The 24,119-nt window shown below is 63.8% G+C and carries 20 protein-coding genes and 1 pseudogene; 13 read left to right on the forward strand and 8 right to left on the reverse strand.

Annotated elements, in window-relative coordinates:
• The first annotated feature begins 5 nt into the window (after positions 1-5).
• A complete protein-coding gene (locus tag EKO19_RS06240; RefSeq protein WP_129775486.1) occupies positions 6-839 on the forward strand; it encodes a glycosyltransferase family 2 protein in 834 nt (277 codons plus the stop codon).
• Positions 836-2,587 carry a glycosyltransferase family protein gene (locus EKO19_RS06245; protein WP_129775487.1) on the forward strand — a complete coding sequence of 584 codons (1,752 nt, stop codon included), beginning with the start codon at positions 836-838 and terminating at the stop codon, positions 2,585-2,587. The genes EKO19_RS06240 and EKO19_RS06245 overlap by 4 nt, the downstream gene beginning before the upstream one ends.
• On the opposite strand, the gene EKO19_RS06250 is transcribed toward EKO19_RS06245, so the two are convergent.
• A complete protein-coding gene (locus EKO19_RS06250) occupies positions 2,504-3,478 on the reverse strand; it encodes a glycosyltransferase family 2 protein (RefSeq protein WP_129775488.1) in 975 nt (324 codons plus the stop codon). The two genes, EKO19_RS06245 and EKO19_RS06250, sit on opposite strands and share 84 nt — an antisense overlap.
• Complete coding sequence (locus EKO19_RS06255) at positions 3,475-3,885, reverse strand: hypothetical protein (RefSeq protein ID WP_129775489.1); 411 nt, start codon at positions 3,883-3,885, stop codon at positions 3,475-3,477. The genes EKO19_RS06250 and EKO19_RS06255 overlap by 4 nt, the downstream gene beginning before the upstream one ends.
• 171 nt (positions 3,886-4,056) lie before the next feature.
• Here EKO19_RS06255 and EKO19_RS06260 point away from each other — a divergent pair, with 171 nt between their 5' ends.
• Positions 4,057-4,926 (forward strand): CPBP family intramembrane glutamic endopeptidase, encoded by an 870-nt coding sequence (locus tag EKO19_RS06260; protein WP_129775490.1) that lies wholly within the window; start codon positions 4,057-4,059, stop codon positions 4,924-4,926.
• A gap of 3 nt (positions 4,927-4,929) precedes the next feature.
• Here EKO19_RS06260 and EKO19_RS06265 read toward each other — a convergent pair whose 3' ends face one another.
• From EKO19_RS06265 to EKO19_RS06275, 3 genes are read right to left on the reverse strand one after another with little or no spacing between them, the layout of a single operon-like run.
• A complete protein-coding gene (locus EKO19_RS06265) occupies positions 4,930-5,511 on the reverse strand; it encodes an LON peptidase substrate-binding domain-containing protein (protein WP_129775491.1) in 582 nt (193 codons plus the stop codon).
• A gap of 18 nt (positions 5,512-5,529) precedes the next feature.
• Complete coding sequence (gene mpl, locus EKO19_RS06270; protein ID WP_129775492.1) at positions 5,530-6,900, reverse strand: UDP-N-acetylmuramate:L-alanyl-gamma-D-glutamyl-meso-diaminopimelate ligase; 1,371 nt, start codon at positions 6,898-6,900, stop codon at positions 5,530-5,532.
• 21 nt (positions 6,901-6,921) lie between these two features.
• Positions 6,922-7,434 (reverse strand): hypothetical protein, encoded by a 513-nt coding sequence (locus tag EKO19_RS06275; RefSeq protein ID WP_129775493.1) that lies wholly within the window; start codon positions 7,432-7,434, stop codon positions 6,922-6,924.
• Positions 7,435-7,511: 77 nt separating this feature from the next.
• On the opposite strand from EKO19_RS06275, the gene rnd reads away from it, so the two are divergent.
• Complete coding sequence (rnd, locus tag EKO19_RS06280; protein WP_157995134.1) at positions 7,512-8,633, forward strand: ribonuclease D; 1,122 nt, start codon at positions 7,512-7,514, stop codon at positions 8,631-8,633.
• Positions 8,634-9,375: 742 nt separating this feature from the next.
• Here the strand turns inward: rnd and EKO19_RS39760 are convergent.
• Positions 9,376-9,996, reverse strand: a pseudogene (locus EKO19_RS39760) (adenylate kinase); the annotation flags it as partial.
• Positions 9,997-10,101: 105 nt separating this feature from the next.
• Between EKO19_RS39760 and EKO19_RS06290 the strand changes: the two are divergent.
• From EKO19_RS06290 to EKO19_RS06300, 3 genes are all read left to right on the forward strand, one after another.
• Positions 10,102-11,409 (forward strand): 6-phosphofructokinase, encoded by a 1,308-nt coding sequence (locus EKO19_RS06290; RefSeq protein ID WP_129775495.1) that lies wholly within the window; start codon positions 10,102-10,104, stop codon positions 11,407-11,409.
• Between the two features lie 252 nt (positions 11,410-11,661).
• A complete protein-coding gene (locus EKO19_RS06295; protein WP_129775496.1) occupies positions 11,662-13,710 on the forward strand; it encodes a sodium-translocating pyrophosphatase in 2,049 nt (682 codons plus the stop codon).
• A gap of 266 nt (positions 13,711-13,976) precedes the next feature.
• Positions 13,977-14,387 carry a YbaN family protein gene (locus EKO19_RS06300; protein WP_129775497.1) on the forward strand — a complete coding sequence of 137 codons (411 nt, stop codon included), beginning with the start codon at positions 13,977-13,979 and terminating at the stop codon, positions 14,385-14,387.
• Here EKO19_RS06300 and EKO19_RS06305 read toward each other — a convergent pair.
• Positions 14,384-16,696 (reverse strand): bifunctional diguanylate cyclase/phosphodiesterase, encoded by a 2,313-nt coding sequence (locus tag EKO19_RS06305; protein WP_129775498.1) that lies wholly within the window; start codon positions 16,694-16,696, stop codon positions 14,384-14,386. The two genes, EKO19_RS06300 and EKO19_RS06305, sit on opposite strands and share 4 nt — an antisense overlap.
• A 329-nt stretch (positions 16,697-17,025) precedes the next feature.
• Here EKO19_RS06305 and EKO19_RS06310 point away from each other — a divergent pair, with 329 nt between their 5' ends.
• From EKO19_RS06310 to EKO19_RS06335, 6 genes are all read left to right on the forward strand, one after another.
• On the forward strand, positions 17,026-17,676 hold the full coding sequence (locus EKO19_RS06310) for a protein-L-isoaspartate O-methyltransferase family protein (RefSeq protein WP_129775499.1): 651 nt from the start codon (positions 17,026-17,028) through the stop codon (positions 17,674-17,676).
• Between the two features lie 10 nt (positions 17,677-17,686).
• On the forward strand, positions 17,687-18,028 hold the full coding sequence (locus tag EKO19_RS06315) for a rhodanese-like domain-containing protein (RefSeq protein ID WP_129775500.1): 342 nt from the start codon (positions 17,687-17,689) through the stop codon (positions 18,026-18,028).
• 168 nt (positions 18,029-18,196) lie between these two features.
• Complete coding sequence (locus EKO19_RS06320; RefSeq protein ID WP_129775501.1) at positions 18,197-19,615, forward strand: TolC family outer membrane protein; 1,419 nt, start codon at positions 18,197-18,199, stop codon at positions 19,613-19,615.
• A gap of 173 nt (positions 19,616-19,788) precedes the next feature.
• Positions 19,789-20,325: a (2Fe-2S)-binding protein gene (locus EKO19_RS06325; protein WP_129775502.1), complete on the forward strand. Its 537-nt coding sequence runs from the start codon at positions 19,789-19,791 to the stop codon at positions 20,323-20,325.
• Entirely contained in the window at positions 20,322-22,700 is a 2,379-nt protein-coding gene (locus EKO19_RS06330) for a xanthine dehydrogenase family protein molybdopterin-binding subunit (protein ID WP_129775503.1), read from the forward strand. The genes EKO19_RS06325 and EKO19_RS06330 overlap by 4 nt, the downstream gene beginning before the upstream one ends.
• Before the next feature lie 151 nt (positions 22,701-22,851).
• Positions 22,852-23,817: an FAD binding domain-containing protein gene (locus EKO19_RS06335; protein ID WP_129775504.1), complete on the forward strand. Its 966-nt coding sequence runs from the start codon at positions 22,852-22,854 to the stop codon at positions 23,815-23,817.
• Positions 23,818-23,823: 6 nt separating this feature from the next.
• Here the strand turns inward: EKO19_RS06335 and EKO19_RS06340 are convergent, their stop codons facing one another.
• A complete protein-coding gene (locus EKO19_RS06340; RefSeq protein ID WP_129775505.1) occupies positions 23,824-24,027 on the reverse strand; it encodes a hypothetical protein in 204 nt (67 codons plus the stop codon).
• Positions 24,028-24,119: the final 92 nt, after the last annotated feature.

Raw genomic sequence — 24,119 nt, forward strand, 5'->3', positions numbered from 1 at the left:
GTTTCATGCGCACCAGCCTGATCATCACCACCTATAACTGGCCCGAAGCCCTGGAGCTGACGCTCGCCAGCGTCACCCGCCAGAGCCTGCCGCCGGACGAGGTCGTGGTCGCCGACGACGGCTCGGGCCCGGCCACGCTGGCCGTCATCGAGCGCTGGCGCCAGCGCCTGGCCATGCCGCTGGTGCACGTCTGGCAGGCCGATGAAGGGTTTCGACTGGCACGCTCACGCAATCGCGCCATTGCCGCATCGAGCACGGACTACATAGTGTTGGTGGACGGCGACATGGTGTTACACCGCCATTTCATCCGCGACCACGTCGCCTGCGCGCGGCCGGATTGCTTCATCCAAGGTGCACGGCCGCAACTGACCGCGGAGATTACCGGTCGGCTCCTGAACGGCGAACAACTGTCGCTGGGCTGGTGGACGGCAGGCCTGCAGCGTCGCGCTTATGCCTGGCGCAATACGCTGGTGAGCCGGATGACGTCGCGAGTCAAGGCGGCGCTCGGCGGCATCCAGGGCTGCAATCAGTCGTTCTGGCGCAAGCACGCATTGCAGGTGAACGGCTACGACGAGCGTTTCGAAGGCTGGGGGCCGGAGGATCGCGAGTTCGCCGCGCGGCTGTTACACATCGGCGTCCATCGCAATTATGTCCGTCATCGCGCCGTCGCTTTCCATCTGTATCACCGGACTCGCGCGCCGACCGACGGCATCAATCCGCTGGACAGGTTGCTGCAGGAAACTCTGACAGCGCGTACGATCCGCTGCGATCGAGGTATCGAAGCTCCGCCCCGCCCACTGGACACGGCGGCAGGCTCCCTGGGCCGGCCAGTTACATGACAAGAAAGTTCGTTCTCATCGACCATTCCATGAGGGACCTGGGCGGGCACTACTACACGTATGCCAGTTGTGTGCTGCCCGCGGCCGAGCGCGCCAGCTTACAGCCGGTGCTGGCCATGCATCGTGAGTTTCGCGACCTGCCCGCGTTGCCGCCGAGCTGGCAATCGCATCCGATCTTCCGTAACAAGAGTTACTCCCAGCGCTACATAGAGACCGGCAACGTCAATGGCGCATTGGGCGGCTGGTGGTCACGCACGCGAAGCAAATGGCGCGCTCGCGAACGCCAGCGTCTGGCGGAAAGTTTCGCCGAGGATTGCGCCACGCTGTTCACCAAGATCGAGCTCACGGAAGGCGATCACGTGTTCTTCGCGTCCGCCTCGGAAATCGACCTGGAAGGCCTGGCGATATTTCTCCAGCGCGCGCCCGCCGAATACCGGCGCGTTCATTGGCATCTGCAGTTTCATCTGGGCATTTTCGAAGGCCGCGATCCGGAGTACGCCAAGCAGCGGCCGCGTCGCGAGTTCATGCGCGAGATCTTTCGGCACGCCCTGGCGCGCGTGCCCGAACATCACATTCATTTGTACTGCACGACGCGAGAGCTGACCGCGCAGTACGAGTATCTCGGCGTCGCCCCGTTCCATACCCTGCCCTACCCGGTCCATCCATTGTTTCTTCTGCCGACGCCGCCGAAGACCTCGAGCGACAATGTGCGCATCGCGTGCCTCGGTCACAGCCGTCGCGAGAAGGGCTACCGCGAGTTGCCCATCGTGGTCCGCAGGCTGTGGAACGAGTATTTGAGCAAAGGCCGCGCGCAGCTGGTCATGCAAACTCGCCGTCGCGATCTGATGCGCGCGCTCGACTCGACCGTCAGCGACCTCGGTCCGCACAGCGCTACGCCACCCATCGTGTACGCGCCGTTCCCGCTGGATCTGGAACGTTATGCCGAGCTCGTGCGCAGCTCCGACATAGGCCTGCTGCTCTATGACAGCACCCGCTATTACTCTCGTTGCAGTGGCGTGCTGCTCGAAATGCTGAGCGCGGGCAATCCGGTGATCGTGCCGGGCGGATGCTGGCTCTCGGAACAGATTCACGAAGAGAACCAGCGTCACCTGCGCGACATCGCTGCGCGCGGCGTGCCGTTGAAACAAATCGGTAGCGCTGACGGCGCGGCGATCTCATTTACCAACGTCGAGCAGAGCTCGGAGCTCGATCTGACGGCGGGCGCGCGCTCATTGTTACTTCGTCTGCGCTGGCTGCAGCCGTCGACTCCCGGCACCTACGCGCACGTCGAGCTGGAACAACTGGATGAACAGGGCGCGCAAGTGATGACGTTCGCCGCCATCATTGGCCCGGGCAGCGATCCTTCGGCGGTGTATTCGCTGTTCCATCTGCACGAGAACGCGCGCCGCGCGCGACTGAAGTGGCGCAATGCCTGGGACGACGGCCCCATTACCGTCGATTCGCTCGAATACCGGCTGTACGCCGAGCACTATCCGGCGGGTTCGGTCGGCCTGACTGCCGCGAACATGGATCAGAGCGGCGAGTTGCTCGGCGACGTGTTGCTGCACATGGATCACTATCGACAGCGTTCGGCCGCCTTCGCCGGACGCTGCGCCGAATACTTCAATGCCGACCAGATCGTCGCGCAGCTGCTCGGCGCCACATCAACCGCGCAGCCGCTCTCGCAGCCGCTTGCCGGCCGCCTCGATTTCCCGGCGCAGACGAACGCGAAGACCAATGCGCGCTGAGTGATCGGTCCGGTGCGCATTGATGAGCGCCGGATTGATGAAGATCCGATAACCCCGGGCTCGCAGCTGCGCATGCAGCGGCACGTGCTCACACACAGGGCGCTCTGGGTTGCCACCACTGTAACGCCCGCTGAGCAGCGCATCGCGCCGGTAGATCGCAAGCCCGCCGAACGCCGACTCCACTTCGATCCAGGCCGCCCGCGGACTCAGTCGTGCCATGCGCGAGTGAATGGCGATGGCCAGGGCGCGCGGGCGATCGAACAGTTCGCGCAACCGCGAGTACTGTTCGTGACAATCCACGGGACACCAGTCTGGATGGCGTAGCGCCCAGATGTCGTAGTACGCGTCGCTCTGATTGGCGGCTACCACATCCCAAGGTTGCGTCGACGCCCAGCACGTTGCCACCGCCTCGGGTCGCAGAGCGTTGTTCACGCCGTCCAGGTCCGCGACCATCACATAGTCGACCTCCGCGTACTGAGGGTCGTGGCGCAGCTCGTCGAGATAACGATTGCGACAGGCCGCGATCCGTTCGGTCCGCGCGGGAATCTGTTCCGCCAGCGCACCTAGCGAGGTGAACTGAAACCCGGTGACCTCAGCTCGCAAGCGCTGCAATTCCGCGACGGTGCCGTCGGTCGAGTCGCTCTCGATAATCAGGAACTGCACGCGCGCGAAACCGTCCGTGGCGCGCGCCAATGTCTCGACCGCGCGGCGCACGGTCTTAGCTCCGTTGCGCACGCAGCCAACTATGACCAGCGAGGCGGCGTCGATCAGCTTGTGCTCTCGCATCGGCAACGAAGGTGGCGCAGGGAATTCCGGCTGCGACGCATTGGAGCAGGATACGCGCGGACTGACAACGCCGCGCGTATCGAGGCCGATGGCCTGGCCGCTCATGTTTCGACCGGATCGGCATGAGTCGACGGCGCACTGCCGGCCCGCCCGCGCCACTGCAAGCCCTGCCCCGGCAGCCGGCCGTGTCGCTCCAGCCGGGCTTGAATGCCCGCTATCGTCCGGTCGTGCGCCTGAGCCAGCTGTGCGAGCGACTGGCCATCGGCGAACCGTTGCAGCAGGTCGCGATCCTCCTGTTCCACCCACGGCTTGCCGGCATTGGCGGGCATCCGCCCGCGATTGCCGCGCGCCCTGGAGCGGTTGCTCAGCTCCAGGGCGCGGACGGCCACATACAATGCGCGAATCACGTCGGCCGCCTGATACGGCGAATCGATCTCGAACATTTCACCGGTCTGCGGGTTGACGCCATTCGCCAGCGCGGACACGATGCTCAGAGCCTTGTTGTCATCCATGATGTCGTTCTCCAGAAGTTGCAGATGAATGCGAATCCTTGCCGCCTCGGGGCGCGCGGCCTCGAAGCTGACGGCAGTCTAGGTGCGCCGACCCCGCGCAAATCGGCCGTATACGTGGCGTTTCACCGAGAAATGGCGCGCTTTTCGCCACGCTATTTGAGCTACTGACCCATGCGCGCCTTCGCCCTCTTCGTCGCGCTGCTGGCGGGCTCGCTGCTCGTAGCCGCGGTGCTCACCTATCCCGCCTGGTGGCTGGTCAGCCTCGTATCCGTCGAGCCGGTCCACCGCGTCATGCATCGCATCGCCATGCTGTTGGCGCTGATCGGCCTGGTGGTACTCACCCGCAAGCTCGGGCTCACCGATAAGGAGTCGCTGGGCTACGGATTGCCCCGTCGTGAGTTTCTGCGCCAGATGGGCATCGGCTTTGTGTGCGGTATCGGCTTGATGTTGCCGCTCACCGCGCTGCTGCTCGGGCTCGACATCCGCGAAGTGAAGCCGGGGTTCGATGGCGCCTGGCTCGGGGTGATCGCCGGCGGACTGCTGACGGGCGTCACGGTCGCGTTCATCGAAGAAACATTTTTCCGCGGCGTGCTGTTTACAGCTGTCTCACGAACGTCCGGTGCAGCCGCGGCCGTGATTGCACCGAGCGTGCTGTACGCGTCACTGCACTTTCTGGGCGGGAAGCTGCGCGTGCCCCCTGAAGAAGTGTCCTGGGTGCATGGCTTCGAAGTGTTGAGCAAGCTGTTCGAACGTTACGTCGAGCCACTGACGTTTGCCGATTCGTTCGTCGCACTGGCCATGCTGGGCGTGTTGTTCGCTCTCGTTCGCTTGCGCACCGGAGCGATCGCCGGCTGCATCGGCTTGCATGCCGCTGGTGTCGCATTCATCGCCGTGCTCCGCGAAGCGACGCTCGTCAATCCCGACACGCAACTGGGAGTGCTCGTCGGCAACTACGATGGCGTCATCGGGTGGGCGGCGTTGGTGTGGTTCGCAGTAATCGCCGCGGTCTTTGCTGTATTGAGCCGTCGGCGGGCCGCGTAGACGTCAAGCCTCGCGGATATCCAGCCGCTCGCGTAACAAGCGCAAACGCTCCACCGCGTCATCCATTTCCAGGCATTGCTGCTTCTCCGGCATCGGCAGCGGGAGGATTTCCGCGAGACGCATTCCGACCCAGGTCGCGTTCTCATAGTGCGGCGGCTCATCGCCGTACGCCGTGCCGACCTGCACGAACGCCTGCTTCAACAACTCCGCGAGGATGGCGAGGTCGTCCGGGATCTCCATCGCCGGCTCGTCGGGGATCATCTCGACATCGGCGACGTTCAAGCCATCGCTCTGGGTTTTCACTTCGAGGATATTGAAGCGCTGCCCGCCGCGTGCGGTGATCCCCAGCAAGCCATCGTCGAGACGTTCGAAGTCGACGATGCGCGCCGTCGTACCAATCGTCGTGGTACGCGCCACGCCGCCCGCTTCACGACCTTCCGTGATCAGCGCGACTCCAAAGCTGCTGCTCTCCCGCATGCAGTGGCTCACCATGTCGAGATAACGCGGCTCGAAAATTCGCAGGCGCAGCGGGCCGCCCGGGAACAACACCGTGTTCAGCGGGAATAACGGCAGGACCACCGACATGCGTCCTCCTGATGTTCCTCAACGCTTGCGCAAGCGGTCCAGCAACTTGCCATGAATGCCGCCGAAACCGCCATTGGACATGATAAGCACGTGATCGCCACTCACCAGCGACGCGTCCAGCTGCGCGATCAACTGGTCCAGATCCTTCACCGTATCGGCTCGCTTGCCGAGCGCCGCGACCGAGCCCGCGACATCCCAGGTGACATTCGGCCCTTGATACATCCACACATGATCCGCCTGTGACAGCGCCCCCGCCAGGGCCGAGGAGTGCGTGCCCAGTTTCATCGTATTGGAGCGCGGCTCCAACACAGCAATCAAACGCGCGGAACCGATCTTTCGTCTCAAACCGTCGATGGTCGTCGCCACCGCGGTCGGGTGATGCGCAAAATCATCGTAGACGGTAATGCCATTGACCACACCGCGCACTTCCATTCGACGACGCACGCCCTGGAATTCCTTCAACGCCGCCACCGATGTTTCGATCGGTACGCCGGCGCCGCGCGCGGCAAGGATGGCGGCCAATGCATTTTCGGCATTGTGTCGGCCAAGCATCGACCAGCTCACTTCGGCGACCGCGGCATTGCCCTCCATGATGGAGAAGGTGCTGTAGTCCCCGCCCGCCGGGGCAATCGCATACCACGCGGTGTCGCCGTGCGTACCGCTCGCGAAACGTTCCACTGGCGTCCAGCAACCCATGTCGATCACGTGCATGACGTTGGCATCGCCAGAGTTGGCCACCACCAGGCCGTTCCTCGGCACCATGCGCATCAGTTGATGGAACTGCCACTGAATGGAAGCAACGTCCGGATAGATGTCGGCGTGGTCGTGCTCGAGATTGTTGATCACGGCGGTGCGCGGCCGGTAATGCACGAACTTCGCGCGCTTGTCGAAGAACGCGGTGTCGTATTCGTCGGCCTCGACCACGAAATGCTGGCCCTTGCCGAGCCGCGCCGTCACATTGAAATTGCCCGGCACGCCACCGATCAGAAAGCCCGGCTCGAGCCCGCCGTATTCCAGCAGCCAGGTGAGGATGCTGGACGTCGTGGTCTTGCCGTGCGTGCCGGCGACCGCCAGGGTCCAGCGCTTGTTCAACACGTGACGCGCCAGCCACTCCGGCCCGGAGGTGTAGGGAATATCGCTTTCCAGCAGCGCCTCGATCAGCGGATTGCCGCGGCTCATGACGTTGCCGACCACCACCACGTCCGGCTTCAGCTTCAGCTGCTCGGGCGTGTAACCCTCGATGATCTCGATGCCCAGCTCGCGCAGCTGATCGGACATGGGCGGGTAGACGCTCTGATCCGATCCAGTCACACGATGGCCCGAGGCGCGCGCCAGCGCCGCGATGCCGCCCATGAAGGTGCCGCAGACGCCGAGAATGTGAACGTGCATGAATCCTCTGTTTTTCTGGCCTTAGCCGCGCAGGCCCAGCATCAGCTGCACGGCCTGGGTTGAGTAGAATATTGCGATGGTCAGCGCGATGCCCGTCATCAGGCCGCGATCCAATGCCAGCATGAATATGCGCCCGAGCAGGACCGCGAGCAGCAGGAACCGCACATTCAGCCAGTTCTTCGACAACTCATCGCTCCAGCCCATCGTCAGCTGCACGGAACGGATGGTCACATCCAGCAGCATCACCAGCAGACCGACGCCCAGCGTCGCCGTGATGGTCTGCACGAACCGCTGGCGGCGGCCGAAAAAAGCCAGCACCAGCCACAGCCAGGCGCCGAGCATCAGCGCGTCGATACAGATGAACAGCAGCGCGGTCGGCCGGTCCAGCGTGAACAGCCGCATACGCAGAAAACCGGTGCTCAGATAGGCGATCAGCGCCAGCGTCGCCAGCGGGGTCGAAGCCGGGAGGTCCTGCGGTCCCTTCCGCCAGAGCGCGATATCCAGGAAGCTTTGCAGAAAGCGCAAAATGACCATGAGCGAAACGCGTGTAGAAGCCGGCAAGCCACGCCGGCGGACTCCCCTATAATGCGATGAATTGTACACGCACGCCCATGCAAGCCGCGCCACCAGTCACCACGTCCGCTGAACTTCTACACGCACTCGACCAGCTGCGCGACGCCGCCTTCGTCGCGCTCGACACCGAGTTCATGCGTGAGAGCACGTACTTTCCCAAGCTCTGCCTGGTGCAGCTTGCAACTCCCGCGCCCGATGGAACGACACGGTGTGCGCTGGTGGACCCGCTCGCCGTCCCCGATCTGCAGCCGTTATGGGACTTTCTGAACGACCGCGGCCGGATCAAAGTCCTGCACGCCGCGCGTCAGGATCTGGAAGTGCTGTCGGTCGCGATGAGGACCGCGCTCAGCGGCCCGATCTTCGACACTCAGATCGCCGCCGCCCTGCTCGGTCACCCGGCGCAGATCGGCTATGGATCGCTGGTCGCCGAGCGGCTCGGTCAGCAGCTGGAAAAAGGCCACACCCGCACCGACTGGTCGCGACGCCCGCTGAGTCCCGAACAGCTGCTGTATGCCGAGGACGACGTGCGCTATCTGGTGCCGTTGTATCAGAACCTGCGAGACGCCCTGGAAGCCGCCGGCCGCACCCCGTGGCTCTATGAGGAAACGCACGAGCTGGAATCTCCGGCACTCCATCGCACCGAACCCGAAGCGGCCTGGAAACGCCTGAAAGGGCTGGATAGGTTGCGCCCCGAGCAACGTGCGACTGCGAAGCTGCTCGCGCACTGGCGCGAGGAAATGGCGATCAAACACGACAAGCCGCGCGGCTGGATTCTGGCGGACGACGCCTTGCGCGAGCTCGCTGAACGCTTGCCCGGCAAGGCCGAAGACCTCGAAAACATTCGCACGCTGCCGGCCGGCGTCGCGCGCCGACGCGGTGAGGAATTGCTGGCGCTGGTCACACGCGGTCGTGAGCTGGCCCAGTCGGAACCGGCCGCCTTCATCCCGCCCAAACCGGAAGCTCAACAGGTCGCGCTGGTCACCAAGCTGATGAATCTCGCGCGCACGACGGCCGAGGGATTGAAGATCAGCCCGGAGATCCTGGCCACCCGACGTGACGTCGAACAACTGGTGTTCTCACGTCGCACCGATCGTCTGAGCAGCGGCTGGCGAAAAGAGGTGATTGGCGATCGGCTGATCGCGATGGCGGCCGCTCGCTGAGCGGACTCGAACATGCGACCGCTACATCCCGAACGTAGCAACGGCGCTCGATGGCTCACCTCGCCGGTTACGGTCGGCCGTCCATCGACGAGCGGGATAGTTTCAGGCGACGCAGGCTGAGCGCGCGAGATGCGCGCCAGCCGGCATTTCTCACGCGCCCATCAGGCGCGCGCGATTACTTCTTCTTGCGAGCCTTGGTCGCGGCCTTCTTGGCCGGAGCCTTGCCAGCGGCCTGCTTCGTGCCGCGAGCGGCGGCCTTGGAAGATTTCTTCGCGGCCTGCTTGGCAGCCTTGCCCTTCGCAGCCGGTGCCTTGCTCTTGGCAGCAGCCTTGCCTTTCGCAGCCGACGCTTTGCCCTTGGCAACAGCCTTGCCTTTCGCAGCCGGCGCCTTGCTCGTTGCACCCGACTTGGCCTTCGCAGCCGATGCCTTGCTCTTGGCAGCAGGCTTGCCCTTCACAGCCGGTGACTTGCCCTTGGCAGCAGCATTGCCCTTCGCAGCCGGCGCTTTGCTCTTGGCAGCAGCCTTGCCCTTCGCAGCCGGTGACTTGCCCTTGGCAGCGGGCTTGGCCTTCGACGACCTGGCCGTCGCGGGCTTCGCCTTGGCCGGCGACTTGCTCTTGCTTGCGCTCTTGGCCGCGGGCTTGGCGCTCTTGGCCGCGGCAGTCTTCGACTTGCTCTGAGCGGGCGACTTCGTGACTTTCACCTTGGAGGCCGGCACGGGCTTGGCCAGCGCGGCGGCTTCCATGCGCTCGGAGACTTCTTCCAGCTCGCCTTCGCCCGCGACTTTGCGCAGCAGGCCCAGCTCCGAGTAGTGCGCGATCAGCGGCTTGGTCTGCTGGTCATACACGGCCAGGCGCTTGCCGATCACTTCTTCCTTGTCGTCCGGGCGTTGATACAACTCGGTGCCGTCCTTTTCGCAGGTGGTCACGCCCGGCGGCAGCGAATGGATGTTGTACACCGTGCCGCACTTCTGGCAGATCCGACGGCCGGCGAGGCGTTGCATCAACGTCTCGTTGCGCACATCGAGCAGCAGCACCGCGTCCAGCGGCTGGCCGATTTCTTCCAGCAGCGCATTCAATGAATTCGCCTGGTCGATGTTGCGGGGAAAGCCGTCGAGGATGAAACCGTTGGCGGCGTCGGGACGGCTCAGGCGCTCGCGGATCAGGCCGAGCACGATGTCGTCGGACACCAGCTGGCCGGCGTCCATGACCGACTTGGCTTGTTTACCCAGCTCGGTGCCCCGGGCCACGGCGTCTCGCAACAGATCGCCGGAGGAAACCTGCGGCACGCCGTATTTGCCCATGAGGCGCTGTGCCTGAGTTCCTTTGCCCGAACCCGGTGCCCCCAGTAATACGATCCGCATCATTTTTGATTCCGACCTCCCAAGAAGAGCCCGGGAGGGTACAGAAAGGCTCGTTCGAGCGCTATCCTTCGCGGCCACTTGCCTACGTTGCACAGGTCGAAGCCCATGCCGAAAAAGACCGCGTCACGAAAGACCGCGCCGAAGAAGACCGCCCGGCCTCGCAATGCCTTCTACGCCCAGTCGGGCGGTGTTACCGCTGTCATCAACGCATCGGCAGCCGGCGTCATCGAGGCGTGCCGCAAGGCCAGCGGCCGGATCGGCAAGGTCTACGCCGGCCGCAACGGCATCGTCGGCGCTTTGACAGAAGATTTGATCGACACCAGCAAGGAATCGGCCGCCGCCATCCGGGCCTTGCGCCACACCCCGTCCGGCGCGTTCGGCTCGGCGCGCTTCAAGCTGAAAAAGTTCGAGGACAATCCGGCGCAATACGAGCGCCTGATCGAAGTGTTCAAGGCGCACGACATTGGTTATTTCTTCTATAACGGCGGCGGCGACTCGGCCGATACCTGCCTGAAGGTCTCGCAGCTGGCCGATAAACTCGGCTATCCGATTCAGGCCATCCACGTGCCCAAGACCGTGGACAACGACTTGCCGATCACCGACTGCTGCCCGGGCTTCGGCTCGGTCGCGAAATATGTCGCCGTGTCGATCCGCGAGGCGGGCTTCGACGTAGCCTCGATGGCCAAAACCTCCACCAAGGTGTTCATCATGGAAGTGATGGGCCGCCATGCGGGCTGGATCGCGGCCGCCGGCGGACTCGCCGCCGAGCAGGAAGGCGACTCGCCCCACATCATCCTGTTCCCGGAAATCACATTCCACGAGGACAAGTTCTGCGCGCGAGTGAAGCAATGCGTGGAGAAATACGGCTATTGCGCCATCGTCGTGTCGGAAGGCGTCAAGACCGCGGACGGCAAGTTCCTGTCCGATGCCGGCCTGCGGGACGCGTTCGGCCATGCGCAGCTCGGTGGCGTCGCGCCGATGATCGCGCAGCTGGTCAAGTCCAAGCTGAACTACAAATATCACTGGGCAGTCGCCGACTACCTGCAGCGCGCCGCCCGCCACATCGCTTCGAAAGTCGACGTCGAACAGGCCTATGCGGTCGGCAGGGCGGCGGTGGAACTCGCGCTCAAGGGTCACAACTCGGTGATGCCGACCATCGTGCGCACCTCGCACAGCCCGTACAAATGGAAAATCGGCATGGCACCGCTCGACAAAGTGGCGAATGTGGAAAAGATGCTGCCGCGGGATTACATCACCGAGGACGGCTTCCACATCACGGCCAAGGGTCGCCGTTACCTCAGTCCGCTGATTCGCGGCGAGGACTATCCACCGTATAAAGACGGCCTGCCCCAGTACGTGACACTGAAGAACGCGCCGCTGAAGAAAAAGCTCGACACGCCCTTTGTGTTATAGTTTTGCGAATTATTTTCGGCACTTATCAGTTGCTATCCCGTTTCTTCACGACTTGCCACGGCTGACGCCGGGCAAGCGGGTTTGAGATGGTCCGCGCCCGGCGTAGCCGGGCGCAAACATGTATGAAATAGCGCGCGCCGGCGACAGCCTGGCGCAAGCTCGGCTCAACGTTTTTTTGGAACTGACTTACTGACGATCTGCTCGCGTTAAAAATTTGCTCACAACGATGCACCCGCAAGGGGGAGGAAGTTGATGTCCACAGATGTCGCGCTTTGGCTCGCGATCGGCGCCGGTGTTCTGGCCGTGCTGTATGGCGTAATTTCGGTCGGATGGATCAACAAGCAGCCCGCGGGCAGTGAGCGAATGCAGGAGATAGCGGCGGCCATTCAGGCCGGCGCGAAGGCCTATCTGAATCGTCAGTACTCCACCATTGCCATCGTCGGCGTCGTGTTGTTGATCGTGCTCGGCCTGGCGCTCGACTGGGCCACCGCCGGCGGCTTCGCGGTCGGCGCCATTCTCTCCGGTCTGGCGGGCTATATCGGCATGAATGTTTCGGTGCGCGCCAACGTGCGTACCGCGCAGGCTGCCAGCGTCGGCCTGAACCCCGCGCTGCAAGTGGCCTTCCGAGGCGGCGCCATCACCGGCATGCTGGTGGTCGGCCTCGGCATGATCGGCGTCGCCGGCTACTTCGCGGTGATGCGCAAGTTCATCGGCGATGAACATGCCCTGCACTCGCTGGTCGGCCTCGCCTTCGGCGGCTCGCTGATCTCCATCTTCGCGCGTCTCGGCGGCGGCATCTTCACCAAGGGCGCCGACGTGGGCGCCGACCTGGTCGGCAAGGTCGAAGCCGGCATTCCCGAAGACGATCCGCGCAACCCCGCCGTGATCGCCGACAACGTCGGTGACAACGTCGGCGACTGCGCCGGCATGGCGGCCGACTTGTTCGAAACCTACGCGGTGACCGTGGTCGCCACGATGGTGCTCGGCGGTCTGATGTTCACGGCCGCCGATGGCGGTCTCGACATCCGCTACATCATCTATCCGTTGATGCTCGGTGCAGTTTCGATCGTGGCATCGATCATCGGCTCGTACTTCGTGAAAGCTCGCGAAGGCGGCAAGATCATGAACGCGCTGTATCGAGGCACCGCCGTGGCCGGCGTGCTGGCGCTGATCGCGTTCTACTTCGTGACCAAGATGGTCATGGGCCCCGAGCTCGCCGGCGGCTATTTCGCGTGCGCCGTCATCGGTCTGGTGCTCACGGCCGCGCTGATCGTGATCACCGAGTACTACACCGCCACCGAATACGAGCCCGTAAGATACGTCGCGGCCGCTTCGCAGACGGGTCACGGCACGAACGTGATCGCGGGTCTCGCGGTGTCGATGAAGTCGACCGCACTGCCGGTGCTCGCCGTGGTCGCGGCCATCTGGGGCGCGTATCACATCGCCGATCTGTACGGCATCGCCATCGCCGCCACCGCGATGTTGTCGATGACCGGCATGATCGTCGCGCTCGACGCGTACGGCCCGATCACGGACAACGGCGGCGGCATCGCCGAAATGTCCGGTCTGCCGAAAGAAGTGCGCAAGATCACCGACGCGCTCGATGCGGTCGGCAACACGACCAAGGCCGTGACCAAGGGCTATGCCATCGGCTCCGCCGGCCTCGCCGCGCTGGTGCTGTTCGCCGACTACACCCACAACCTCGAGGCCGCCGGCAAGTTGCAGGTGTTCTCGCTGTCCGATCCGGCCGTGATCATCGGCTTGTTCATCGGCGGTCTGGTGCCTTATCTGTTCGGCGCCATGGCAATGGAAGCGGTGGGTCGCGCCGCCGGCTCGGTGGTCGTGGAAGTGCGCCGTCAGTTCCAGGAAATCAAAGGCATCATGGAAGGCACGGCCAAGCCGGATTACTCCCGCGCCGTCGACATGCTGACGCGCGCCGCGATCAAAGAAATGATCGTGCCGTCGATCCTGCCCATCCTGGTGCCGGTGGTCGTCGCCTTCGGCATGAACTTCCTGATGGGCCCGGGCGCCGGCATCCGCGCGCTGGGCGGGTTGTTGATCGGCACGATCGTGACGGGCCTGTTCGTCGCCATTTCCATGTGCACGGGTGGCGGTGCGTGGGACAACGCCAAGAAGTACATTGAAGAAGGTAACTTCGGCGGCAAGGGTTCGGACACGCACAAGGCCGCGGTCACGGGTGACACGGTGGGCGATCCGTACAAGGATACGGCCGGCCCGGCCATCAACCCGCTGATCAAGATCATCAATATCGTGGCGCTGTTGCTGGTGCCGCTCCTCTAATAACGCCGCAACGGCGAGTTACGAAACGGCGCAGCTAACGCTGCGCCGTTTTCGTTTGGACCGGAGAGATTGCGCCTTCGGCGCGTTCTCGTTTGGACGCCAGCTTATTGGCCATGGCACGTTCATCAGGCCGGTGAGCCTGGCGTCTAAGGCGCGTTCTCGTCGGGCCGGCGGACCTTGCGCGCCGAAGTGTCACTTTCTAAAGAAAGCGGCCGCGCGTCAGTGCAGGCCGCGACACGAGCGCAGCGAGCCGGCAAACTACAGCGATGGATGACTCCAGCAAGCCTGCTCGTCCTTTACCCGCGGTAGCGCGCTACCTGCTGCTGGTATTCGCGGTGCTCAGCTTTGCATTGGGCGTCATCGGCATCTTCGTCCCCGGCCTGCCCACCACCGTCTTCATCCTGATGGCCGGCTGGGCCGCCGCGCGCAGTTCGCCGCGATTTCATAACTGGCTGGAAAGTCATCGCCTCTTCGGTCCCATGCTCCGCGACTGGAGAAAGCACGGCGCCGTGAGTCGCCGGGCGAAGCTCATGGCGACGATCATGATGACGGCCTGCGCCGTGGTCCTGTTTCTGACGACCTCGCGAATGTGGGTCGCCGAGCTCATCACCGGCGTGATGGCGATAGTTCTGATGTGGCTCTGGCTGCGACCGGAGCCGCCGCCAAAAACTTTCTAGCCAATGCTCCGAGCGGGCGTGACGCGCGCCAGCGGTTGCGGGCGGCCGAGATAGAAGCCCTGCAGGAAATCGACGCCCATCTTCTTCGCGGCGTCCAACGCGCCGGCATCTTCGACCTGCTCGGCGATCACCTGGAAATTCAGTGTACGCGCCAGCTTGATCATGGCCGCGACCATGGCCTGATTCACCGAGTCCACCGCCAGGTTGCGAATGAACGTGCCGTCGATCTTCAGGTAATCCAGCGACAGGTTCTTCAGATTGCCGAACGACGACAGCCCGCGACCGAAATCGTCCAGCGCAAACTGACAGCCCATCCCATGCAACACGCCGATGAAGCGCTGCGCATGTTCGATGTTGGTGATCACCGAATTCTCGGTGACCTCGAAGCACAGCTGCGCCGGCGACACGCCGGTGCGATCGAGCACGTCGACCACGAACTCCAGGAACTGCGGATCGCCCAGCGTCTGACCGGAAAGATTGATGGCGAGGCTGCGACTCGACGGCAAACGGATGCCGCCCCGACCCAACGCAGTGAGCGCGGTCTGCACCACCCAGCGATCGACATCCGACATCAAGCGATACCGTTCCGCCGCGCGCAGGAACTCCGCCGGCGAGATGCCGCCGGGCACATTGTCATCCTGTAGACGCAGCAGCACTTCGAGCGCCGGCCCCGTCTCGGTCGCCGCCGAAGCAATGATGGGCTGAGCCATCAGCTCGAACCGATTGTCCTTGAGCGCGGTCTGCAACCGCTGCAGCCACTGAATCTCGCCACGATGACGCGCCACCGCTTCGTCGCGCGCCGAGTAGACGTGCACGTGGTTGCCCTGTTTCTTCGCGACGTAGCAGGCCGAGTCGGCCGCGCTCATCACTTCATCGGGCGCGCCGCTTTCGCGAGAGATCTCGATCAAGCCGACGCTGATACCGATGTTGAAGATCTTGTCCTTCCACACGAAGCGGTAATCGCTGATCTTGCGGACCACGTCGTCGGCGATCTGGCGCGCCTTATCGAGCGGACAGCCCACCAGCAGCAGACCGAACTCGTCGCCGCCGAGACGGCCGACGGTATCCGAATCGCGCACCGTCTCTTTAATGAGCGCCGCAACCTCACGGAGCATGCCGTCGCCGGCCATGTGACCGCAGGTATCGTTCACGGCCTTGAAGCGATCGAGGTCGAGGTAGCACAGCACGTGCTTGGCTTCGTTGGTGTGCGCCGTCTGCAGCGCCTCCTCCAACCTGCGCTCGAACTCACGACGATTCACCAGACCGGTGAGCGCATCGTGGCTGGCCTGATACGACATCTGCTTGGTGATACCGCGCAGCTCGCTCACGTCGCGCACCACGACGACCGTGCCGACCAGGTCGCCCTTCTGTCCTTTCAAAGGCGTGACGGTCAGCTCCACCGAGCGCTCTTCACTGCCATTGCGCGAGATCATCAAGCCACGCCGACCCGCGGTGACTTTCGATTGCGTGGCCAGGCAATGGCGCACGGGATCGCCGAGCGAGCGGCGATCGCCCTCGTCCAGCAATTGAACGATGTCGGTGATGCTCTTGCCGAGCGCGTCGACGGCGCTGGCGCCGATCAGTTGTTCGCCGGCTTGATTGACGTAGTCGATACGGCCGCTGACATCGGTCGTGATGATGCCTTCGCCGAGCGAGTCCAGCGTCTCCCACGCCGTGGGTCGGCCGCGAGCCGCCGCCGGCGCGGCCGGCATGGAGCGCGGGCCCATCTCGACCAGCGTCAGCAACAACGCCGGGCCGCCCTGATAGTCGATGCGCACGGCGGTCAGCTCGACGCGCGCGGTGCCGCCCTGATTGTCGGGATGCATTTCGATCTCGAGCCGATCGAGGCCCGGCTCGCCCGACAGCGAACGACGCAGATGTTCGATCACCAGCTCGGTGTAATCGGGATGCAGCAGGTCGGCGATCTTCTTGCCGGTGAGATGCTCGGCGGCGAGCGCGCCGGTGAGTGCGGCAAACCGCTCGTTGGCGAATACGATGTGCTCGCGATGGACGGCGACGGCTTCCTGCAGGCCGGCCAGCAGCCCGACCAGCGAGCGCTCGCGCTCACCGAGCATCAGATCCTTCATCGCCATCTGCTCGAGCAGGCGGTTGGCGTTCTCCGCGAATTCGGACGCGGGCCCGCTGACCCGGACGCGCTCGGCGAATTTTCCGGAGCGAACGATAGCCTCCAGTTGTCCGGCGGCACGAGTCAGGGCCGAGCTCCGGCGCTCCCGCCAGAGGATGAAACCCAGCAGCAGCAGAACCGCGACGGCGAGAGAAATGGTCAACGTCCCCAACAGGGCACTCACATTGAAACGCTCTTTACTTCGATCCCCTAGGTTGCCGCGGCAAGCCCCGGCCCCCGGTGAATTGCAGTGGCGCAGCGAAAAAACATGCGCAAGCACTTAATTAGCCGGGGAAGGAGCATAGCGAACGGCTGAACATCTGCCGGGGGGATTGACCATATTGTATGCGGCGAGCGGGTAAATATTGGCCTGAATGTGTCCCTGAAGAAGGCTTCAGGGTTCCCGGCAGGCGCCAACCCACCTGACCGGCCTTTAACTTGTACCGCGGAATCAAAGCCCGTACCCTTGCCGCCGCCGGCGCATCCCGCCTGATTTGTCTACGAATATTGCCTATGAATATCGAGTTTGCCCGCGCGCAGATGATCGAGCACCAGGTGCATGCCTGGGACGTGTTCGATGAGCGGGTCCTGAGCACCATGCGCGAGATCCGGCGCGAGCAGTTCGCCCCGGCGCCGTTCAGCACTGTTGCCTTCGCCGACGCACCGATCCCGCTGCCGGGCGGCCAGTCGATGCTGCCGGCCAAGATCCACGGCCGCATCCTGCAGGCCCTGCTCCCCGCTCCGGCCGAGATCGCGCTGGAAATCGGCACCGGCAGCGGCTACCTGAGCGCCTGCCTGGGCCGGATGACCGCCCGCGTGCGCACCGTGGAAATCCTGCCCGAGCTGGCCGAGGCCGCCCGTCGCAACCTGTTCGCCGTCGCGGTCAACAATGTGGCCGTGGAAGTCGGCGACGGCATGCAGCTCACCGAACAATCCACCTACGACGTGATCGCCGTGACCGGCTCGCTGCCGTTGTATGACGAGCGCTTCCAGCAGGCGCTGCGCATCGGCGGCCGGCTGTTCGTGGTGGTCGGTCAGGCACCGGTGATGGAAGCCTGGAAGGTCACTCGCGTCGGCGAACGCGAATGGCAGCGTGAGAGCCTGTTCGAAACCGTGATCGCGCCGCTGATGAACGCGCCGCGCCCCTCCGAATTCGTGTTCTGATCGTCATCTCATGAGCACTCCCCAACAGATTGCCGAAATCACCCCCGCCGAATTCGTCGCCCGCCGCCAGCGCGGCGACGTGCTGACGCTGCTCGACGTGCGCGAGGCCTGGGAGCTGGGCGTCGCCAGCGTGCCGGCCGATCAACCGGTCGTGCACATTCCGATGGGTGAAGTGGCCGACCGCGTCGGCGAGCTCGACAAGAGCAAGGAAGTGGCGGTGCTGTGCCGTTCCGGACGCCGCAGCCTGGAAGTCGCCAGGTTTCTGCAGCAGAACGGGTTCCGCACGGTCAATGTAGCGGGCGGCATCCTGGCGTGGTCGCGCGATCTGGATGCAACCATTCCGGCGTACTGAGCGTCTCAAGTCGCGTCACTGACCGGGCTCATGGAACCCAAGGACGGTGGCTCGGGCACCTGTGTCTGTGGCATGAATAGTTAAGCTCGCCCGAGCCTCGCGGCCTCGACATAAATTGATTCGCCAGCGTGTCATCATCCGGCGAACACGGGATTGGAACGAAACAAGATGAAAGTACGCGCTCCGCTCATCGTCGCCGCTTGCAGTCTGATCCTCGCTTCGGCCGCCGCCGAGGCCGCCGACCTGCTCACCGTTTATCAGCGCGCCTTGCAGAACGATCCGCAGATCCGCGAAGCGGACGCCAATCGTCTCGCCAGCCGCGAATCCAAGCCGCAGGCGCTGTCGGCGTTGCTGCCGCAGTTCGAAGTGAGCGGCTCGTACACCAAGTTCGACCAGGACCGCGGCAACATCCAGTTCACGCGTGCCGATCCGACCGACGAGAACAGCGAGCTGGTGCCGATCAATGTCACCAGCAGCTCCGACATCAGCGCTAAACAATACGACCTCACGCTGCGCCAGAGTCTGTTCCGCTGGGATCAGTGGATGACGTTGAAGCGCGCCGACGCGGAAGTCGCGCAGGCCGAAGCGGATTATCAATTCGCTCAACAGGATCTGATCCAGCGCACCTCGGTGCGCTATTTCGACGTGCTGGCCGCGCAGGACACCGTCGATGCCGCCGAAGCCGCGCTGGAAGCGTTCTCCCGCCAGCTCGAACAGGCCAACAAGCGTTTCGAAGTCGGCTTGATCGCCATCACCGACGTTCAGGAAGCCCGCGCCGCGCACGACTCCGCCGCCGCCGCGGTGATCGCAGCCAAGCGCGTACTGGCGACGGCTCGCGAGTTGTTGCGTGAACTGACCGGCGAATCGTTCGATACATTGGCGACGCCGGTGGACGACATGCCGTTGAAGTCGCCCGAGCCGGCCAGCGAAGAACAATGGGTGACCCGCGCGCTGGAACAGAATCTCGCGGTGATCTCGGCGCGACTGGCCACCGACATTGCCAAGCAGGACGTGCGTGTCGCGCGCGCCGGCCACTTGCCCGCGATCGATCTGGTCGCGAGCCGTGGCGATCAGGACTACACCGGCGATCAGGTCGGTCGTAACGCGGGCGGCGTATCGCGCGCGCCGGCCGATCAAACGCAGACCACCGACTCCATCGGCATTCAGGTCACCGTTCCTATCTACTCCGGCGGCTACACCTCCTCGCGCGTGCGCCAGCAGGTTTATCTGCATCGTGCCGCTCGCGAGCGCCTGGAGCGGGCCAACCGCGAAACCGAGCGCTCCGCTCGCGACGCCTATCTCGGCGTGATCAGCGAGATGTCGCGCGTTCGCGCGCTTCGCCAGGCGCTGGAGTCCAGCCGCACGGCGTTGCAAGCCACCGAAGCAGGCTTCGAAGTAGGAACTCGCACCACTGTCGACGTGCTCGATGCGCGTCGTAGGTTGTTCCAGGCGCAGACCGACTATGCGCGCAGCCGCTACGACTACATCCTGAACGTGTTGCAGCTGCAGTTCGCGACCGGCACGCTGGATCGGACCGATCTGGAGGAGATCAACGCCTCCCTCAGAGAGCGCACGATCACACGCTGATCTTTGGGGGCCGGTCCTGCGCGTCCCTGCGCCCTTCCGGGCAGCTCCTGCACGTCCATGTGCCCGCTGCATTTGGGCATCCTGCCCATTGGAACTCTGCCGAACCGGGAGCGTTGCCGTTTGATTGAGCCAGGGAGCGGCGCCGAAGGATCGGTTCTTCGACGGAGGCTTCCATGAGTGTCGCTACCCATCATCCGCTTGGCGGCGAAGGTCTCGGGACGTTCGGTCCCGAGCCGCAGCCATTGTCGCTTCTGATCAACGGCGAAGTTCGCACCGCGCTCGCCGATCCCGCCACGACGCTGGTGGAATTCCTGCGCGACGCGCTCGGTCTGACCGGCACCAAGATTGGTTGCGATCGTGGCGCATGCTCCGCCTGCACGGTCTGGCTCGACGGCGAAGTGGCGGCCAGCTGCATGACGCTCGCCTTCGACGCACGCGAACGAAGCATCACGACCATCGAGGGCTTGAGCCGTGACGGCGAGTTGCATCCCGTACAACGCGCCTTCATCGAGCACGACGCGCTCCAATGCGGCTTCTGCACCCCAGGCATGGTGATGAGCTGCGCGCACCTGGTGAACAAGAATCCCGAGTGCTCGCTCGATGATGTGAAGACGGCAATCTCTGGTCACCTCTGCCGCTGCGGAACGTATCCCAACATCTTCAAAGCGACCCTGGCCGCGGCGGCCGCGAGCAAGGGCAAAGCGAAATGAGCGGCGCGGAGCCTTTCGAACAACGCACGCTGTCCGCGGGCATCGTCGGCGACGCGTTCAAACAAGTCACTCGCAAGGTCCCGAGCGGCGAACCGCCTCCCTGGCCCACGAACGCCGAGCTGAATGTCGTCGGCAAAGATGTACCGCGCATGGATGCGTTGGACAAAGTCACCGGCCGCGCCCGCTACACGTTCGACGTACAGCTTCCCGGAATGCTGTACGCGCGAACGCTCAACAGCACAGTTCCGCACGCGCGCATCAAGTCGATCGACACCTCGCGCGCTGAGCAATATCCCGGCGTTCGAGCCGTGCATGTGCTCGAACGTTTGTTGATGGCCGCGGAACTGCGCGATCCGGGTGACGAAGCGAAAGAGCCCTACCCTGTCGTGCGCTTCACTGGTCAGCCGATCGCGGCCGTCGCTGCGATCTCGGCTCGCGCTGCTGAAGCCGCGCTTGCGTTGATCAAAGTTGACTATGAGGTGCTGCCTCATGTCAGCGAGCTCGCGGACGCCATGCAGTCCGATGCACCTCCCGTGTTTCCCGGGCCGACGGAACAGCGAGCCACCGCCGGCGGTGGCGGCGCGGCCAAAGGGTTGCCACAGAAAGGCAACCTGCGCGGGCCGAGCACGGGCGGCTCACGCGGAGAAATCGCGCGTGGCTTCAAGGAAGCCGATGTCGTTGTCGAAGGCGAATATCGCACGCAGGTCCAAACGCACACGCCCCTGGAGCCTCATGGCCTCGTTGCTGATTGGCGTGATGACGAACTGACGCTCTACGCGTCGACCCAGCATGTGATGAGCGTGCGCGATGAAGCCGCTGAGATCTTCAAGCTGCCCAAAGAAAAGATTCACGCGATCAGCGACTACACCGGCGGCGGCTTCGGCGCGAAATACGGCGTCGGCAACTACGGCACGCTCGCGATTCATTTGTCACGAAAGGCAGGTGCGCCTGTGCGTCTGGTCCTGGACCGGCGCGAAGAGCACGTCTCGGTCGGCAATCGTCCCGCCAGCCTGCAACGGTTGAAGATCGGCGCAAAGCGCGACGGCTCACTGACTGCCATCGAGCTGCACAGCTTCGGCACCGGCGGCGTCGCCGCTGGCGCCGGCGTCGGCATGTGTCATCACAGCATGTATCCGTGCCCGAACGTGAGCATCGAACACTACGATGTGTTCACCAACGCCGGCCCCTGCGCGGCCTTTCGCGGCCCAGGCCAGACGCAAGGAATCTTCGCATTCGAACAAGCGATCGACGCCCTTGCCGACCGCCTGGGCATCGACCCTATCGACATGCGAAACAAGATCGACACGCGCGACGCCGACGATGTCCGCGCTCGCGCGGCCGAACGTCGCATCGGCGCGGAGAAGATGGATTGGTCACGTCGCCGCCCACCCGGCAGCGACGCGGGCCCGGTGAAGCGCGGCATCGGCATGGCGCAGTCGATGTGGCCGTACATCGTGAACAGTTACACCACTTGTGAGATCCGCGTCGCTGGCGATGGCACCGTCGATGCTTTCTGCGGCACGCAGGATATCGGCACGGGTACGCGCACCGTGTTTGCTCAGGTCGTCGCTGAAGAATTGGGATTGGAAGCGGAAGACATCAGAGTTCACGTTGGCGACTCCCGCTTTCCACCCGGCCCGCCGTCGGGTGGCAGCCGCGTCACGAGCTCGCTGACACCTGCTGCACGTAACGCAGCTCATGCAATGGCTCGTGACATCGCAGAGCGCGTTGCTCCGCTGTTGAATGCGAAGGCGGAGGATCTCGTCTTTCGCAACGGACACATCCAGCTACGCGATGATTCCAAGACCTCGCTCGGTTTCTTCGAATCACTCCGCCGCGCCGGCGTCGAGAGGCTGACCCATCGCGCCGATCGCCGCGACGACTACGAAGGCTACGCACGTAAAGCTGGCGAGCTGCATATCAGCCCGCACGCGATTGGCGGCGTGCAGTTCGCGGAGGTCTGCGTCGACACGCAGACCGGCGCGGTGAAAGTCGAACGCGTCGTCGCCGTCCACGATTGCGGCCGGCCCATCAATCCCAAACTCGTCGAGAGCCAGATCCTCGGCGGCGTGGTTCAAGGCGTGAGCTACGCGTTGTATGAAGACCGCCGCCTCGATGCAGCCACTGGCGTACAACTCAACGCCAACATCGATCAATACAAAATCGTCGGCTCCCGCGAGACACCGCGGATCGACGTCCACCTGATCGAACTGCTCGGCGGCCAATCCTCCACCGACGCCCGCGGTGTCGCCGAACCCGCCAACGTCGCAACGGCTGCAGCCATTGCCAATGCGTTCTTCAACGCCACGGGCAAGCGCATCTACACGCTCCCCATGACGCCCGCAAACGTCCTCGCAGCGTTGCGCTCGGAGTAATCATGCGAAACGAGCCCCTCTCTCAACAGCCCACGACACCCGCACAAGTTCTGGCGGCGTGGCGCTCGGAAGTAATCATGCGAACCGAGCCTCTTTACCAACAGCCCATGACATCCGAACAAGTTATGGCGGCGTTACGCTCGGAGTGATCATGCGAACCTTCGAGTGGGTCGATGCGAAATCAGTCGATGAAGCGGCGGCGCTGCTCGCCACGACGTCGGCGAGCCGGCCGGTGATTGCGAAGGCGGGCGGCATGGATCTGCTCGATTTGATGAAGGAAGGCATCGTTCAACCGGCGCGCGTCGTCAATCTCAAATCGATTCGCTCGCTGGGCGATGTGAGACTCGACAAGTCAAGCATGCAGCTGGGTGCGCTGGTGACTCTGGCTCAGATCGAGAAGCACGCCGGCATTCAATCGCACTATCGCGCACTAGCTGAAGCCGCCGCTCACGCGGCCACGCCGCAGGTGCGGAACGCGGCGACGATCGGTGGCAATTTATTGCAAAGGCCGCGCTGCTGGTATTTCCGCAACGAGCACTTTCATTCGATCGCCGAGGCGGATCGCAGCGAGAACCAATATCACGCGATCTTCGACAATCAACAGACCGTGATGGTCCACGCCTCGACGCTCGCCACTCCGCTGATTGCTTACGATGCCAGCGTGCATCTCCCGCACGGCAAAGGTTCGGCGCGAGCAGTTGCACTGAAGGATTTTCTGTTGCCGCCATCGATGCAACGGGATCGCGACACTGCCATCGAGGATGGAGAGATTCTGATGCACGTCAGCGTCCCGCCCATTCAACCGAACACCCGATGCGCGTATCACAAGCAGACCGAGCGTGACAGTTACGACTGGCCGATCTGCGACGTGGCCGTCGTGCTGCAAATGGATGGAGACATTGTGGCCAGCGCGAAGATCGTTCTCGGCTGGGTCGCTCCCACACCACGACGAGCTGTGGAGAGTGAGAACGTATTGGCGGGCCGCCGCCTCGACGAACACTCCGCCGTCGAAGCCGCCACCGCCGCTGTGCGTGGCGCAACCCCACTGGCGAAGAATGCTTACAAAGTCCCTATTCTCGAAACCGTGATCAAACGGACGATTCTCGCCGCCCGGTGAGCACCATCAACCCCGGTGACCCAGCAGCCGGGCGGGCAAGAACAGCAGGGCTTTGATGAAGGCGAACATCGCCTCGAGCACCACTGCGACCGCCCGGAACGGCAGGGACAGCAGCCAGAGCACCGGCAACAGGAAAATGGCGAGCAGCGCCAGCGGCCAGGCAAGCACGAACAACACACACCAGGCGAGCATAACGAGCACGAAAGTCATTGCCGTCTCCTCCAACGTCCCACCCGCGCCGGCACTGACCGGCGCTCTCGGTGATTGAGACGTGACAGCCCGCTGAAAGGTTGCAGTGGTGG

The organism is Peristeroidobacter soli (genome assembly GCF_004138485.1).
Lineage (GTDB): Bacteria > Pseudomonadota > Gammaproteobacteria > Steroidobacterales > Steroidobacteraceae > Steroidobacter > Steroidobacter soli.

Bases quoted from the DNA above. Each gene is read 5' to 3' on its own strand.
- EKO19_RS06300 (WP_129775497.1), top strand. From the start codon at position 13,977: ATGGATGACTCCAGCAAGCCTGCTCGTCCTTTACCCGCGGTAGCGCGC.
- EKO19_RS06340 (WP_129775505.1), bottom strand. From the start codon at position 24,027: ATGACTTTCGTGCTCGTTATGCTCGCCTGGTGTGTGTTGTTCGTGCTT.
- EKO19_RS06290 (WP_129775495.1), top strand. From the start codon at position 10,102: ATGCCGAAAAAGACCGCGTCACGAAAGACCGCGCCGAAGAAGACCGCC.
- EKO19_RS06310 (WP_129775499.1), top strand. From the start codon at position 17,026: ATGAATATCGAGTTTGCCCGCGCGCAGATGATCGAGCACCAGGTGCAT.
- EKO19_RS06275 (WP_129775493.1), bottom strand. From the start codon at position 7,434: ATGGTCATTTTGCGCTTTCTGCAAAGCTTCCTGGATATCGCGCTCTGG.
- EKO19_RS06240 (WP_129775486.1), top strand. From the start codon at position 6: ATGCGCACCAGCCTGATCATCACCACCTATAACTGGCCCGAAGCCCTG.
- EKO19_RS06330 (WP_129775503.1), top strand. From the start codon at position 20,322: ATGAGCGGCGCGGAGCCTTTCGAACAACGCACGCTGTCCGCGGGCATC.
- rnd (WP_157995134.1), top strand. From the start codon at position 7,512: ATGCAAGCCGCGCCACCAGTCACCACGTCCGCTGAACTTCTACACGCA.
- EKO19_RS06255 (WP_129775489.1), bottom strand. From the start codon at position 3,885: ATGGATGACAACAAGGCTCTGAGCATCGTGTCCGCGCTGGCGAATGGC.
- EKO19_RS06260 (WP_129775490.1), top strand. From the start codon at position 4,057: ATGCGCGCCTTCGCCCTCTTCGTCGCGCTGCTGGCGGGCTCGCTGCTC.
- EKO19_RS06315 (WP_129775500.1), top strand. From the start codon at position 17,687: ATGAGCACTCCCCAACAGATTGCCGAAATCACCCCCGCCGAATTCGTC.
- EKO19_RS06245 (WP_129775487.1), top strand. From the start codon at position 836: ATGACAAGAAAGTTCGTTCTCATCGACCATTCCATGAGGGACCTGGGC.
- EKO19_RS06250 (WP_129775488.1), bottom strand. From the start codon at position 3,478: ATGAGCGGCCAGGCCATCGGCCTCGATACGCGCGGCGTTGTCAGTCCG.
- EKO19_RS06320 (WP_129775501.1), top strand. From the start codon at position 18,197: ATGAAAGTACGCGCTCCGCTCATCGTCGCCGCTTGCAGTCTGATCCTC.
- EKO19_RS06295 (WP_129775496.1), top strand. From the start codon at position 11,662: ATGTCCACAGATGTCGCGCTTTGGCTCGCGATCGGCGCCGGTGTTCTG.
- mpl (WP_129775492.1), bottom strand. From the start codon at position 6,900: ATGCACGTTCACATTCTCGGCGTCTGCGGCACCTTCATGGGCGGCATC.
- EKO19_RS06335 (WP_129775504.1), top strand. From the start codon at position 22,852: ATGCGAACCTTCGAGTGGGTCGATGCGAAATCAGTCGATGAAGCGGCG.
- EKO19_RS06325 (WP_129775502.1), top strand. From the start codon at position 19,789: ATGAGTGTCGCTACCCATCATCCGCTTGGCGGCGAAGGTCTCGGGACG.
- EKO19_RS06265 (WP_129775491.1), bottom strand. From the start codon at position 5,511: ATGTCGGTGGTCCTGCCGTTATTCCCGCTGAACACGGTGTTGTTCCCG.